The sequence below is a fragment of the Streptosporangium sp. NPDC023963 genome (assembly GCF_040639135.1).
In the GTDB taxonomy this organism is placed as follows: domain Bacteria; phylum Actinomycetota; class Actinomycetes; order Streptosporangiales; family Streptosporangiaceae; genus Streptosporangium.
The window spans coordinates 1-13,889 of the sequence record NZ_JBEZZK010000022.1 but is presented as its reverse complement, the minus strand read 5'-3'; the positions used below and the strand labels follow the sequence as shown (position 1 = coordinate 13,889).

The 13,889-nt window shown below is 68.4% G+C and carries 15 protein-coding genes; 8 read left to right on the top strand and 7 right to left on the bottom strand.

Features of this window, described 5'->3' with window-relative positions; all coding sequences use genetic code 11:
- Window positions 1–240 precede the first annotated feature (240 nt).
- Together AB0F88_RS39655 and AB0F88_RS39650 are read left to right on the top strand one after the other, a co-directional pair.
- On the top strand, window positions 241–1,533 hold the full coding sequence (locus AB0F88_RS39655; RefSeq protein WP_362696413.1) for a GAF domain-containing SpoIIE family protein phosphatase: 1,293 nt from the start codon (window positions 241–243) through the stop codon (window positions 1,531–1,533).
- A gap of 449 nt (window positions 1,534–1,982) precedes the next feature.
- On the top strand, window positions 1,983–2,627 hold the full coding sequence (locus AB0F88_RS39650) for an HAD-IA family hydrolase (protein WP_362696411.1): 645 nt from the start codon (window positions 1,983–1,985) through the stop codon (window positions 2,625–2,627).
- A gap of 42 nt (window positions 2,628–2,669) precedes the next feature.
- On the opposite strand, the gene AB0F88_RS39645 is transcribed toward AB0F88_RS39650, so the two are convergent.
- The 4 genes from AB0F88_RS39645 to AB0F88_RS39630 form a co-directional block, all read right to left on the bottom strand.
- The gene (locus AB0F88_RS39645) at window positions 2,670–3,728 is read right to left on the bottom strand and encodes an LLM class flavin-dependent oxidoreductase (RefSeq protein ID WP_362696409.1); all 1,059 of its coding nucleotides are present in this window, start codon (window positions 3,726–3,728) and stop codon (window positions 2,670–2,672) included.
- Window positions 3,729–3,917: 189 nt separating this feature from the next.
- The gene (locus AB0F88_RS39640) at window positions 3,918–4,490 is read right to left on the bottom strand and encodes a hypothetical protein (RefSeq protein WP_362696407.1); all 573 of its coding nucleotides are present in this window, start codon (window positions 4,488–4,490) and stop codon (window positions 3,918–3,920) included.
- Window positions 4,487–4,657 carry a hypothetical protein gene (locus AB0F88_RS39635; RefSeq protein ID WP_362696405.1) on the bottom strand — a complete coding sequence of 57 codons (171 nt, stop codon included), beginning with the start codon at window positions 4,655–4,657 and terminating at the stop codon, window positions 4,487–4,489. Before AB0F88_RS39635 ends, AB0F88_RS39640 begins: the two co-directional genes overlap by 4 nt.
- Window positions 4,658–4,698: 41 nt before the next feature.
- A complete protein-coding gene (locus AB0F88_RS39630; RefSeq protein ID WP_362696403.1) occupies window positions 4,699–5,328 on the bottom strand; it encodes a pyridoxamine 5'-phosphate oxidase family protein in 630 nt (209 codons plus the stop codon).
- 270 nt (window positions 5,329–5,598) lie between these two features.
- Between AB0F88_RS39630 and AB0F88_RS39625 the strand changes: the two genes are divergently transcribed.
- The 5 genes from AB0F88_RS39625 to AB0F88_RS39605 all read left to right on the top strand — a co-directional run bounded on the left by AB0F88_RS39625 (window position 5,599) and on the right by AB0F88_RS39605 (window position 10,107).
- Window positions 5,599–5,973 (top strand): VOC family protein, encoded by a 375-nt coding sequence (locus tag AB0F88_RS39625; RefSeq protein WP_362696401.1) that lies wholly within the window; start codon window positions 5,599–5,601, stop codon window positions 5,971–5,973.
- Between the two features lie 528 nt (window positions 5,974–6,501).
- Window positions 6,502–7,398 carry a hypothetical protein gene (locus AB0F88_RS39620; protein WP_362696399.1) on the top strand — a complete coding sequence of 299 codons (897 nt, stop codon included), beginning with the start codon at window positions 6,502–6,504 and terminating at the stop codon, window positions 7,396–7,398.
- A 473-nt stretch (window positions 7,399–7,871) separates the two neighbouring features.
- Entirely contained in the window at window positions 7,872–8,336 is a 465-nt protein-coding gene (locus tag AB0F88_RS39615) for a tetratricopeptide repeat protein (protein WP_362696397.1), read from the top strand.
- Between the two features lie 273 nt (window positions 8,337–8,609).
- Window positions 8,610–9,257, top strand: coding sequence for a methyltransferase domain-containing protein (locus AB0F88_RS39610; protein ID WP_362696395.1), 648 nt, complete (start codon window positions 8,610–8,612; stop codon window positions 9,255–9,257).
- A gap of 325 nt (window positions 9,258–9,582) precedes the next feature.
- Window positions 9,583–10,107 (top strand): hypothetical protein, encoded by a 525-nt coding sequence (locus AB0F88_RS39605; RefSeq protein ID WP_362696393.1) that lies wholly within the window; start codon window positions 9,583–9,585, stop codon window positions 10,105–10,107.
- Window positions 10,108–10,468: 361 nt separating this feature from the next.
- Here AB0F88_RS39605 and AB0F88_RS39600 read toward each other — a convergent pair whose 3' ends face one another.
- Window positions 10,469–11,092 carry a TetR-like C-terminal domain-containing protein gene (locus AB0F88_RS39600; protein ID WP_362696391.1) on the bottom strand — a complete coding sequence of 208 codons (624 nt, stop codon included), beginning with the start codon at window positions 11,090–11,092 and terminating at the stop codon, window positions 10,469–10,471.
- Window positions 11,093–11,175: 83 nt separating this feature from the next.
- Between AB0F88_RS39600 and AB0F88_RS39595 the strand changes: the two genes are divergently transcribed.
- Complete coding sequence (locus AB0F88_RS39595) at window positions 11,176–12,348, top strand: DUF418 domain-containing protein (RefSeq protein ID WP_362696389.1); 1,173 nt, start codon at window positions 11,176–11,178, stop codon at window positions 12,346–12,348.
- Between the two features lie 167 nt (window positions 12,349–12,515).
- On the opposite strand, the gene AB0F88_RS39590 is transcribed toward AB0F88_RS39595, so the two are convergent.
- Together AB0F88_RS39590 and AB0F88_RS39585 are read right to left on the bottom strand one after the other, a co-directional pair.
- Complete coding sequence (locus AB0F88_RS39590) at window positions 12,516–12,968, bottom strand: MerR family transcriptional regulator (protein WP_362696387.1); 453 nt, start codon at window positions 12,966–12,968, stop codon at window positions 12,516–12,518.
- Complete coding sequence (locus tag AB0F88_RS39585) at window positions 12,965–13,297, bottom strand: hypothetical protein (protein WP_362696385.1); 333 nt, start codon at window positions 13,295–13,297, stop codon at window positions 12,965–12,967. Before AB0F88_RS39585 ends, AB0F88_RS39590 begins: the two co-directional genes overlap by 4 nt.
- Window positions 13,298–13,889: the final 592 nt, after the last annotated feature.

Below are 13,889 nucleotides of genomic sequence, written 5' to 3'. Positions count from 1 at the left end.
ACATCACGTGATCCTCGGCGGAACCGTGCGTCCCGGCGGGCTCACGCGGCCGGGGACGGACCGGGTAGCCCGGGGACAGGGCGGGGATCGCCGTCTCAGGGACGCGCTGGCCTAGAGTCTGATCCGTAGTGTTTGTACTGCTCTGTGAGGCACAATCACCTGCCCCGGGCTGATTCCGGTGGCTCCGGGTATGAGCGGCGTGATCGTGGATGACGTACCCGGAAGGAAGCGGTCGCGCACATGGGCGTTGAGATCCCGGCGGCGGTGTTCGATCCCAAACGCCTGTCGGCGGTGTGGGCCACCGGCCTGCTCGACTCCGAACCCGAGCCGTCGTTCGACGACCTCGCCCGCCTGGCCGCGCGGGTGACCGGAACGCGGCGGGCGTTCGTGACCCTGATCGACGACCGGCGGTCGTTCTGGAAGAGCGCGATCGGAATGGGCGAGCCGTCCATGTCCGAGCGGCAGAACGCGGTGGCCGACAGCCCCTGCCACATCCTGGTCGCGACGAACGAGCCGTTGCTCGTGGGCGACGCCGCCGCCGACCCCCGCGTGTGCGACCTGCCGGCGGTGGAGCGGCTGGGGATCGGCGCATGGGCCGGGTATCCCATCCACGGCCCGGACGGCGAGGTCCTGGGCGGGCTCTGCGTGGTGGACTCGGTGTCGCGCGCGTGGTCCGACACCGACGCGCAGACGCTGGCCATCCTGGCGCGCGCCGTGTCGGGTGAGATCCGGCTCCGGGCCGCGCTGGCCCGTTCCGAGCGGCACGTGCTGGAGCTGCGGGCCGCGGGCGAGGTGTCCGAGAGACTGGTCCGGACCCTCCAGGACAGCCTGCTGCCGCCGATGATGCCGACGGTTCCCGGCCTGCAGGCCGCCGCCACCTACATTCCGGCCACGGGCGAGGTGGACGTCACCGGTGACTTCTACGACCTGTTCTCGGCGAGCGGGTCGCGCTGGTGCGCGGTCCTGGGCGACGTGTGCGGGCACGGGGTGGAGGCCGCGCAGATCACCGCCCTGGCCCGGTACACGCTGCGGGCCGACGCGCCCCGCCACGTCTCGCCCAGCAGGGTGCTGGAGCAGCTGAACCGGGCTCTGCTGGCGCAGCGGGTCAGGGACGGGCGGTTCCTGACGGTGGTGTGCGCGATCTTCCGCCCGGACGGGGAAGGTTTCACGGGAATGCTGTCCACGGCCGGGCACCCCTCCGCCCTGCTGCGACGGGCCGACGGAAGCGTGGAGTCCCTGAGAACGCCCGGCGTCGTGCTGGGCGTCATGGAGGAGACGAGACTCGGGAACATCCGTTTCGATCTGCGGCCCGGCGACACGCTGGTGCTGTACAGCGACGGCGTCACCGAGGCGCATCCGCCGAGGCGGCAGGACCTGTTCGGCGACGAACGCCTGATCACCCTGCTGGCGGAGTGCCGGGACCTCGACGCCGGCGACATCGTGCGGCGGATCGGGGAGGCCACCAGCGCCCACAGTCAAGGACACATGACCGACGACATGGCCATCCTGGCACTTCGCGTTCCGGCTCCGTGACCGGACCTTTCTCGCCGGATGCCCGGCAGAATGTCGAGAGCGCGGTCGCCTGCTTCTACCTGTGGGTGAGAGCGTCGACGCGGGCGCTCGAACACGGGGAGCGAAGACATGAAGTACATGATGTTGACGCAGTCCGGCGCGCAGACGCAGGACGAGGAGCTGTGACCACTGGATAGCCCGGCCGACGACTACCGCGAGGCGGCGAGCCTCACGACGAGTGCTCCGGAGCGCCACCACCTCACCACCCGTGCCGCCCGGCTCGCCGCGCCGGGCCAACCTGAACCAGCCGGACCGGACCGGACGGAGCGAGCCGTACCTGACCGGACCGGACGGATCGAGCCGTACCGGGACAGCCGAAGACAGCCGTACCGGACCGGGCGGAGTGCACCACCGCGTACCGGCGGGGCCGCCGACGTGAGCCGCCGAACGACCACCGAGGAGTTCCGATCATGACCGTTCTCCCCTATGACGCCGTGCTCTGCGACATCGACGGCGTGCTTCGCCACTGGCCCGCCTCCGACGAGCTCGACCGCGCGCACGGACTCCCCGCGGGCACCCTCGCGGCGACGGCCTTCGCGCCGTCCCTGCTGCACTCCGCGATCACCGGAGAGATCACCGACGAGCAGTGGCGCTCCGCGGTGGCCGCGAATCTCGCCGGCACCTGCGGATCGGCCGACCGCGCCCGCGCCGTCGTCACCGCCTGGTCCGACGTCGTTCCACGGGTCGATCAGGAAGTCGCGGCCCTGCTCACCCGGGCTCGCGAGGTCGCGACCGTGGCCCTGGTCTCCAACGCGACCACACGGCTGGAGCAGGACCTCGCCGGGCAGGGGCTGGACGGCCTCGCCGACATCGTGGTGAACACCGCCCGCATCGGCGTCGCGAAGCCCGATCCGCGCGTCTTCCTCATCGCCGCCGAACGAACCGGGACCTCGGTCCAGCGCTGCCTGTTCGTCGACGACACCCTCGCCAACGTCGCGGCGGCCCGCGAGGCGGGGATGACCGCCTTCCACCACCGCCGGGTCGAAGACCTCCGCGACGCCCTCTCGCCCCTCCTCGACGCGGCGGCCACGTACGCGAGGGAGGGGCTTACCTGATCACGGCCGGCGACCTCGTCGCCGGCTTTCTCCCCGCTCCGATCAACCGGCCGGCGTCGCGGCCGGCGTCTGGGCCAGCAGCTCCCTCACCCGCGGCACGACCTCCTCTCCGTAGAGGCGGATCGTGTTCATCAGCTTCTCGTGCGCGAGCGTCCCGGAGCTGTACTTGAGCTCGAAGCGGTCGACGCCGAGCGCGCCGACGGTTTTCGCGATCTTCGCGGCCACCGTCTCGGGCGACCCGACGTAGAGCGAGCCCTCGTCGGCCTCCGACTCGAAGCGGCCGCGGGTCGTGGGGCCCCAGCCACGCTCGCGGCCGATGCGGTCGTGCATCGCGCGATAGTGCGGCCAGAGCTCGTCGCGGGCCTGGCTGTCGGTCTCGGCGATGTGACCCGGCGAGTGCACGCCGACCGGCAGCCGCTGAAACTCGAACTGGTCGAGAGCGCGGTGGTAAAGGTCGACGTACGGCGCGAAACGCTCCGGCGAACCGCCGATGATCGCGAGCATGAGCGGCATCCGGTAGCGCGCCGCGCGCACCACGGACTCGGGACTGCCGCCGACGCCGATCCAGGTGCGCAGCCGGCCGGACTCCGTCTTCGGATACACGTGCTGGTCCTTCAGCCCGGGACGGAGGCGGCCCTGCCAGGTGACCGGGCCCTCCTCCAGGAGGTGGGAGATCAGGTCGAGTTTCTCCTCGAACAGCTCCTCGTACTGCCCCAGGTCGAAACCGAACAGCGGGAACGACTCCGTGAACGAGCCCCGGCCGAGAATGATCTCCGCGCGGCCCTGGGACACCGCGTCCAGGGTGGCGAACCTCTCGAACACGCGCACCGGGTCGTCCGAGCTGAGCACGGTCACCGCGGTGCCGAGGCGGATGCGTTCGGTGCGGCCGGCGATCGTCGCCAGCACGATCTCCGGCGCCGAGACGGCGAAGTCGTCCCGGTGGTGCTCCCCGATGCCGATCGCGTCGATCCCCACGCTGTCGGCGAGCACGGCCTCCTCGACGACGTTACGGATCACCTGCGCGTACGACAGCCGGTTTCCGTCCGCGTCGACGGTGACGTCCCCGAACGTGTCGATCGCGAACTCCAGCGATGCGGACATCTTTTCCCCTCTTTCCCAACGACTTCCCGGCCGCTCAACGACTTCCCGGCCGCTCCTCGGCCGCTTCTCAACGGCGCGGGCAGTAGACGGAAACCATGGCGACCCGGTGAGAATTCCGGTCGCCTCGCGGGCGCCTTCAGGACGCCGCCTCGGGAAAGGCCCGCTGTGCCGTGCCGAAGGGATTGTCGATCAGGTAGCGCCAGGGTCCGTCCGGGCCTCGCCTGGCGACCTCGGCCGCGGTTCCCTCGAATTGGAGACGCCGCCCTTCTCCGGCAGGCCGCGGATGGCGACCCTCCGCAGGATCTTCCCGGTCCTGGCGTCGAGAAGGGTGAGGGTGTTCTTCATGTGACCCTTCCTCTCGAAGTCGAAGGCGGCCACCGTACGGCCGTCCGGGGCGAGCTCGCCGAACATGATGAACACGCCGTCGAAGCGCACCGGCGAGCCTCCGCCGGTGACGGGCATCAGCCACAGGTCGGTCTTGACGTACCGGACCAGCGCGGCGACGCCGTCCTTGATGCTGATCGTCTCGAACTTGCCGTGCACCGGCACCGTCCCGCCGGTCCGCATGTCGATCAGCGGTCCGGGCTCCTTGCTCCCCTCCCGCGGATCGAAGAGCACGTGGCGGCCGTCGTCGGAGACCACGAGCATGGAGCCCACGCCGATCCGCTCCTCCTTCACCGTGACGGAGGAGGTCACCTCGGAGCCGCTCACCAGGTCGCGGACCACGTGCGCCTGGGCCTGGCGGCTGTAGTAGGCGATCATGCGCCCGTCCCGGCTGATCGCGACGGGTGCGTTCCGCCCCTGGGTGGTCCGGGGAGTGCCTGCGGCATCCGGTAGGTCGTGCCGGTGCGGGTGACCAGCGTCAGGGTGGCACGCCGCCTGCGCCGGTGGCCGGCGATGGCCAGGTCGGCCAGGTCGGCCAGGTTCACCAGGGGAGCCTCTTCGGCCGGGCCGGGCCGGTCCTGCCCGCTCAGCCGTACATCCCCTCCGCGTAGGAGGGGCCGTAGTAGCGCTCCAGTTCCTCGATCGGGTCGTCCGGCCGCTCCAGCGCCTGGGCGATGCGCGCCCGCGAGGGCAGGGCCTGCGGGTTCCAGCTCTCCGGGCGCCACAGCTCCGAGCGGAGGAACGCCTTGGCGCAGTGGTGGAAGATCTGCTCGATCTCGACCACGATCGCGAGCCGCGGCCGGTGCCCCTTGACCACCATCCGGTCGAAGAAGGGTGCCTCGCGCACCAGGCGCGCCCTGCCGTTGACGCGCAGGGTGTCACCGCGGCCGGGGACGAAGTAGATCAGGCCGACGTGCGGGTTGCGCAGGATGTTGTGGAATCCGTCCGCCCTGCGATTGCCCGGCCGTTCGGGGATCGCGATCGTCGAGTCGTCCAGGACCAGGGTGAACCCGGGCGGGTCGCCTTTGGGTGAGACGTCACAGGCGCCGTCGGTGTCCGAGGTCGCGACGAGGCAGAACGGCGAGGCGGCCAGCCAGGCCCGGTCCAGCTCGTGCAGGGTCTTGCGCTCCTTGGCGATCACAGCCGGCTTGGGAGTGCCGAGCAGCTCCCGCAACTCGTCGGCGGAGTCGATCGATTCCCAGCCCTCGGCCGCCATGTTCCTCCTTTATGCAGAAAGCGCGGAAAGTCTATTTCGGTGCCGTCCACGTTGGCGAGCGCCGCACGTGGGCCGGCGGGCCTCGCGCGAGTCGTGGACACCTCCGGACCTCGCCGATGACCCCGGTCTGCGCGAGGACCCCGGTCTGCGCGAGGTCCTCCATCGACCGCGCTCTTGGATCGAGCGCATCACCGGACAGGCTCGTCATGGTGTGCCGGCTGTCGACTCGACGCGTACATGGTGGGAGCCACGGCGGGTACCGGTGACCGTATGGCGTGCCGGATCAGTGAGTTGGTGCTCGACAGCCGTGAACCAGAGCGCCTTGCGGCCTTCTGGTGCGAGGTGCTCGGCTACGTGGTGCTCGATCGTGTCGACGGGAGCGTTGAGATCGGCCCGAAGGAGGGCTTCGGCGGGCTACGGCCGACCATCGTGTTCAACCCGACCGACACCCCCAGTGCGGGCCGGCTTCCGCTGCACATCGACGTGAATCCAACCGATCGCGATCAGGCCGCCGAGCTCGACCGCCTGCTGAGCATCGGCGCCCGGCACGCCGATGTCGGGCAGACGGGTGAGGAATCCTGGTACGTCCTGGCCGACCCGGAGGACAACGAGTTCTGCCTGCTGCGCCGACGCCTGAGCGGCTAGTTCCCCGTCAGGTCCGTGCGACTTCCCCGTCAGATCGGTGCGACGAGCCCCGTCAGGTCCGTGCGACTTCCCCGTCAGGTCCGTGCGACGAGCCCCGTACCCCGGCGGAAAGGGAGGTACCCCGCATCGGGGTGATCTCGCGCCGCCGGATCGCGGAGCGGACCTGCGTCCGATTACGGATGTTCGAAAAATCACGCAACGGTACTACTTCATTCTCGTGAACCTTGGTGATCGCTGACTACTTTCGACCTTCGCATTTCGCGGCCGGGAAGAAGCCGGAACCGCGCCCTCCGACGGCGTCGCGCCGGGATCGGGCATCCTGCCGATCCAGGTGTCCAGCCGGTTCAACGGCCCCATCTGCATCGACTCACCTCGGGCGTGGACGCCTCGGGACGGCCCAGCGACCGCAGAAGCAATCCTGTGACGGAATCGACGCATCAAATATCACCGACGACCGCCACCGGTTGACGAAGGTGTGCGGACGTGCATCGAGGCCCTGGCACATCCTTGAATGCAAGGATCACTCGAATGAAACGACTTGTCGATCGATGGGGTCCGGCGCGCACGTCGGCAGCGGCCCTCGCCGTCATGATCCTGCTGGGTGGAGCGACATTCAAAGTATTGAAGGACGAGCCGGGCAGGGAAATGATGGACTGCGCTCGATTCAGTCGGGTCGTCCTGATGGGATTCGCCGTCGCGAACCCCGACTACAGCATGAGATTCAACCTCGTCCCCGACGATGAATGCAGGCCGCACCCTGACCACGACGACAAGATCCCGCCGTTCGACGGTTCCCTGGAGGTCTTCCTGGGACCTCGCATGTCCGGCATGTGGACAGGCGAAGTCCCTGCCCTGTCCGCGGAGTTCCGACAGCACCCCTCGGGGGAGATCCGTTTTCCAAGACCCAGGCCATGGCGCCTGACGGAGACGATAACCTCGCCCGGGAGTCAGGACCCGAAGGCGGAGAACCGCCTGACGCTCAACACGCTGAAGGAAATGGACTGGCGCAGGCACCGCGTCCATGCGGTCGTCACCTTGAAGCATCCGCTGGACGAAGCGGAGGTCGATGACATGCACATCATCGGACTCGGCGAGACCCTGCTTCTCTCCCCCGGCCTGGACGACAAGTCCTTCGGCTGGCCCTACGTCTACCCTGGCACCATCGGTGGATTCAATGCCTTCGCGGGCCCGAAGAGCACTTCCAGGGTGGAGGAATTCAGGCGGTGGGTGTCGCTGCTGAAGTCCGAGGACGAGCCTGCCCTGGAACAGCTCGGCCTTGATCTGTCGGAGCTTCGGGACCGAGCGGAAGAAGGGCTGATATACGGCTTCACCGTCATCAACACGCCAGAGAGGGTGAAGCGCATGGTCGGGAATCCGAAGGTCCGCTCGGTAAGCGTGATCGACATCGCCCCGGAAATCCCGTAGCGACCCTTCCTCGGATACCCGGCCGTGAGTCGCCGGATTGTTCCTGCAGGTGTCGAGCGGCGGCCGCACGGCCGTTCCCCGCGGAACGGAGTCGAACGGGGCCGGATCGCAACCGGGAACCCGTCGTCACGAGCGGCGTGATCTCGATGATGCGCGCCGTCCGGCGGCCGGTCGCGCCTTGCGCGAACCCGTGTCTCGTCCTCGTCTCCCCAACCCTGAACGCGAACCCGCGTGCCTCGCCTGAGTGGCCGTGGTGGCAGCGACGGCGCTGAGCACTTCGAACTCCTGCGAACTCGCCTGCAAAGACGCACACCGATCTTGCACGACCTGCGGACAGCGGCTGGGCCCGCCGGTCGAATCGTGGGTCATCCGCGGTTGCCAGGCGAACCGGCCGGCCGAAATCTTGAAGATCCTTGAAATACGTGAAGCAAGTACGCTGACCGCGATCGCCCGCAACGGTGAAGGAGCCGCCGATGACCGCCGACCCGACGATGACCCGGATCGGCCAGGGGGTGGAGTTGCATCACCACCAAGGACAGCGTGAAGCCGCTCGCGAGTTGTTCGCGCAGATCTGGGACGACATCGGCGGCGAGCAAGGCGACCCGCTGCATGTTTGCGTCCTTGCCCACTCGATGGCCGACGTGCAGGACGACGTGCACCAGGAGCTGATGTGGGATCTGCGGGCGCTTGCCGCCGCCGATCTGGTCACCGATGAGCAGGTGGCGCAGGCCGGGGTGCCGCTTTCCGTGGCCGGCTTGTATCCGTCGCTGCACCTCAACCTGAGCGACTGCTATCGCAAGCTGGGCGATCTCGACCGCGCCCGCGAGCACCTCCAGCAGGCGCGAGCCGGGATCGGCGCGCTTGGCGACGACGAGTACGGGCAGCTCATCAAGGGCGGCCTGGAGCGGCTCACCGAACAGCTGGACGACGCCGTCTGACCGTGCCCCGGCGAATTCCCCGCACCAGCCGCTGATCTTCCTCGTGGATGCTTCGCGCCCGGGTGTCCTCAGGTCGAAAGTCCCAGGGTCTCGGGCGCTTCCCGGGCTGTCAGCTGCCGCACCGACATGCCCGAAGCCCCCTGAACACCGTGAGCCGAGTACGCCCTCACCTCGCACGACTCCTCTGAACCGGCGATGGCCCGGTCGAACGGGCGGGAGGAAAGATCATGATTCTCTCGGCTCGCCCCGGGGCCAGGAACTACTGTCGCGAACATGGCCGAACACGATGTTCTCAGTACCACCCGCGAGGCTTACGACGCTGTCGCCCTCACCTATGCGCAGCTGTTCAGCGACAGCCTGCGTGACAGCCCCCTGGACCGCGCGATCCTGGGTGCCTTCGCCGAGGTCGTCAGCGCGAGCGGGGACGGTCGGGTCGCGGACCTGGGGTGTGGGCCTGGCCACATCACCGCCCATCTGGACGAGCTGGGGCTGGCGGCGTTCGGCGTCGACGCCTCTCCCGCGATGATCGAGCTGGCTCGACAGGCCTATCCGGCCCTGCGGTTCGACGTGGGCTCGATGGCCGCGTTGAACATCGCCGACGGCGTGCTGGGCGGCGTGCTCTCACGGTGGTCCGTCATCCACACTCCGCCTCAGGAACTCCCCGCCATCCTGGCGGAGTTCCATCGCGTGCTGGCACCTGGAGGCCACCTTCTGATCGGCTTTTCGGCAAGCGAAGGTCCGTCTCACCCGACGCAGGTCTTCGATCACACAGTCGCACCGGCCTATCGGTGGTGGCCTGATCATCTCGCCGCGATGCTGCGCGAGTCCGGGCTGGTCGAGGTGGCCCGGATGGTCCGCGAACCTCAGCCCACCGACCGACGGCAGTTCCAGGAGGTTCAACTGCTCGCCCGCAAAGCCTAGGCAGGGCCGCCTGGCCGGGCACATGACCGCGTCCGACCTGCCGTACGGGAAGCCTTCGGGCTCCAGGCCTCGACTCGCGATCAGGGCTCACATCCGTTCGAGCTCCGATCCGGCCGGACGATTGGGAATCGGGGCCGACGGACCTGGCCACGGGGTGCGGAGGGCTTACAACCGAGCCGCACGCACGGAAAGATGAGCATCCAACGATGTAGAGCGCAGGAAGTCGGTGGCCGTGTCGACCACTCCGTCGGATGACCTCCACGTCGTACGGCCGCGATCGGCGACCGACAGGATCCGGAAATGGGGGTGTCCGACGGCGATCGTGGTGTCGTTCCTGCTGTTCCTGGCAGTGTTGTGGATCCCGCGATGGATCCACGATCACCGGCTGGACGGCCTGGCCGACCGCTTCCTGAACCACCCTCCTCCGCCGCAGACCGAAGTCCACACCGGTGAGGTGGACGGTTCTGTGGGGGTGGAGGGTCGGAACAAGGACCTCTGCCGTTACCGCCTTCGTTTCACTGTGGAGACGGAGCTCTCAGAAGACGAGGTCCGGGCCTATTACAAGAAGGCGAAGATCACTCCCATCGAGGGCGACGGCCGCGGGATCCTCGAGGTCAGCGTATGGACATCCCCTGACCGGCCACCGTCCCTGGACACCTTCGGCCGTCAGCCGATGATCGTCGAGCTTCAGGACGGCGGCCACGGTCAAGGCTGGGACGTTCGGTGCGGATGTCAGCCCTGCCTTCTGACGCTCCGTAGGTCCCCGAACGATGTCCAGGACCATCCGGAGCCGTTCGTCCTGCCGCTCGGCGGGACCCGGCCGTTCAGATCCGTCCGGCTCGGTGCGTGATCGTCCATTCGGGCGGTTCCCAAGGCGACTCCCCACGTCACCGTCCGCACATCAGAGCCTCCACCGGACCAGGATCGCTTCACCTAGCCGATCGTCCGGTATTCGAGCACGGACAAGCACTCTAGATCGCTAAAGAGGCCTCCGAAAGGCTGAGAGCAAAAGGTGGGCGCTCGGACAGCCACGATCCTCATCGCCGTGATCAGCGAATACCTCCAGCCGACGTGGAGACCAGGCCCAGCGGCGAGAGCTTCGACCGGCGGGCCCAACCTCTTCAAAACCCTTCGGGTGCGGACACGTCCGTCGGCGTTCGTGATCGTCCGCGCCTGTGGTCACGCGGCCGGCTACGAGATGCGGGAGATCGTCAACGCGATCCTCCACCGGGGCCGGACCGACTGCCGGGGGGACTCCCGATCGCGGGCAGGATCGCCTGGTCGACCATCGCCGCGAGGTCCTCGTCGCTGGGCGGTGCCCCGTCGATCAGGCGCTTGGTGACGAGGGCCTCGCCGATGTCGGTCACGACCGGGGTGAGTAGCTCGGCCGGGAAGTGGCCCCGGTCGGCGTAGTGCTGCAGCACGGTGCGGGTGAACGTGCCGCCCCGGTTGGCGAAGACCCGCTCGAACAGGGCCTCGGACATCAGTGCGGCGCTTTTCGGGTCGGTGAGGATGGCCGCGACAGCGCGGCCCGCCGGGCTGAGGGCCCAGTCCACCATGAGGCGCAGGGCGCGGATGAGGTCACCGCGCAGGTCGTCGGCCCCCGCCGTCGGCTCCTCGACCGGGTGCTGGTGGTAGAGCGCGTCGAGGAGCACCTCCAGCGGATCCGACCAGCGGCGGTACAGGGTCGTGCGGGGCGTGGCCGCGCGCCGGGCGATGCCGTCCATGGTCAGCCGCCCCGCGCCGACCTCCACCACCTCTTCCAGCACGGCGTCATGGATGGCCTTCAGCAGTTCTTCTCCGCGCCGGCGCGTCCGGGGGTTGTGATCGCTCATCGCTCCCCCTTGCTTAGCTGCACGGGTGTAGCTTACCCTCAGGCATTAGCTACAGCTATGTATCTAATTTCAAGGGGACAACCATGTCCATCGCCCCACCGGCTCCCGTTCACGGGGCCACCCCGATCAGCCGGCGCGCGCTCGCGCCCGATCTCGCACGCGGGCTGATGCTGCTGCTCATCGCGTTGGCGCACGCGCACATGTACCTGTCAGGCCACGAGGCGGGCTTCCGCGGCTACGCGCTCGACGGCGGCCCCCTGGACCGGCTGGTCGCCGGGACGCAGATCCTGCTGGTGGACGGACGCGCGCTGCCCATGTTCGCCGCCCTGTTCGGCTACGGCCTGGTACAGCTCGCCAACCGGCAACTCGCCACGGGCAGGAGCTGGCCACAGGTGCGCAAGGTGCTGCGCCGGCGGAGCCTGTGGCTGCTGGCGTTCGGGTTCTGCCACGCGCTGCTGCTGTTCTTCGGTGACATCCTCGGGGCGTACGGGCTGGTCGGGCTCGTGCTCGCCGGGTTCATCCGGCGCGAGGACAAGGTCGTGCTACGGGCCGCCGTCGCAGGGCTGGTGCTGCACGTCGTGATCCTGTTCGGCTTCGGGCTGCTCACCGTCTCCGCGCCCAAGGGCGACACGCCCGCCGCCATGGCGGACCCGATCGAGGCGACCGTGATGCGGCTCATCGGATGGGCCGGGATGACGCCCACGTACTTCGCCGCCGGCGTGGTGCCGGCCTTCCTGTTCGGGATCTGGGCGGCGAGGCGCCGCCTGCTGGAAGACCCCGTCTCGCACCGGGACCTGCTCTCCCGGGTCGCCGTCCTGGGCACCGGGCCGGCCGTCGTCGGCGCGGTGCCGCTGATGCTGATCGACACCCGCGTCTGGACGCCGTCCGACATGGTGGCCGTGTCGGCGTACGCACTGCACAGCGTGACCGGCATCGCCGGCGGGCTCGCGTACGCGGCCATCATCGGACTCGCCACCGGCCGGATGCGGCGCGGCCGTTCCAGCCTTGTCGTCAGGGCTCTGGCCGCGTGCGGCCAATGGTCGCTGACCTGCTACCTCCTCCAGTCGGTGATCTTCGTAGCGGTGTTCGCACCGTACGTCGGAGGGCTCGGCGCGCGTGTGGGCGACGCCGCGGCGTCCGGCATCGCCGTGGTGACCTGGCTGGCCACCGTGGTGCTCGCCGCGCTGCTGGCGCCCGGTGGGCGAAGAGGACCGGCCGAGGCCGCACTGCGACGCCTCACCTACTCGCGCCGCTGACTCCCCGTACGTCGGGGTACACGGCCCGACGGGTCGCGACGGCCGGCCGGCGGACGTCCAGCGATGCCGAAGGCCGCTTCCAACGCCCTGGAAGCGGCCTTCGACGGGGATGGGCGGCTCGTCGGCAAGTCCCTCGGGGAGTCGTACCGCCTCGATCCCGGTGTCGGTCAGGACCAGGTGGGGTCGACATGCCGGCCCCCGTCCACCAGGCCGGAGAACGGCAGCGGGCAGCACGAACTCGCCGCACACGCCACCAGATCATCACACCCGGCATCCACCGCTTGAACCAACGTGTCACGGATCGTCTGAAGGTCGGCGATCTTCTGTTCCACCTCGGCGAGCTTGGCTGTCGCCCGTGCCTGCAAACCGCTGTCCGACTTGCCGTGACGATGCGCAGCCGTCTCAACCAGGTCGGCCACCTCCTCCAGCGTGAAGCCCAGCCGTTGCGCCACCTTGATCACACGCAGGACCGTCACGGTCTCCGGTGGATACAACCGGTGTCCCCCATTGCTGCGCTGCGGTTCTTCCAGCAGGCCCCGCCGGTGGTAGTAGCGCAGCGTTTGAACGTTGACCCCCGCCGCTTCGGCGACCTCTCCGGTGCGTAGCCATTTCCCGTTCATGACGCGGCCTGGGAAACCGCCTCGATCGCCCGGACCGCCAGCCCATCGAGCACCTTCGCATGAACCGCGGGGACCTCGATGTCCACGACCAGCCCTTCACGACCGGGGGTGAGGGTGAAGATGAAGAACGAGCAGCAGCCCGTCTCCCGAGCCGTCAGGTCACGCACGGTCTCCTCCACGTGTGCTCCATCATCGAGCGTGAGCCGCAGGTGAGTCGGTCCTACTCGTTCCAGTCCGCGCAGCGCGGAGGCGAACAGTTCATCGAACTCCGCCACCCGCAGCGGCCGTTCCTCAGTCGGAAGCGTGCATTCGGCCGGTGCCCATTCCATGAGCCCTCCAAGTACCAGGACCGCCCGTCCCTTATGCGAGCGATCCCTGCAGTCCGACGGTAAGCCTGTACCCCGGTACAGGATGCAACCCCTGACACCATGCCTCCGGCGGAAATACGCGCGTTCGCGCATGATCCGAAGCTTGATCACGTGCCACGGGCGTGCCGGCTCTCACGGGAAACGGCGGGGAGCCACGGGGACTCACAGATCAGAAACGAAGAAGCCCCCGCACCGTGTTTCCGCCGGTGAGAGGGCTTTTTCTACTGGTGCGGCAGGTGCAGGACTTGAACCTGCACAGGCTGATCCGATGGTTTTACGGGACATGACCGTTGCGATGGAGGGACTGCCTTCCACCTGCGGCAGGACTATGTCTGGCTGACAGGAATTTCATGATCATTACACGTATATTAGACGTTTTTCATCCTGCTTCATGTCTCTGAAGGACAAGGATCGCTTTGGCCAAGTGACCTGCACGAAGAGGGCGGCAGCGGAGCTTCTGGAGTTGCCCCGGTTCGATAGACACATCAGGGCTTGCGACTACGCGGCAGCATAGTCGAGGTCTTGGGCGTTCTTGAGCGCGTGTCGGCGTTCG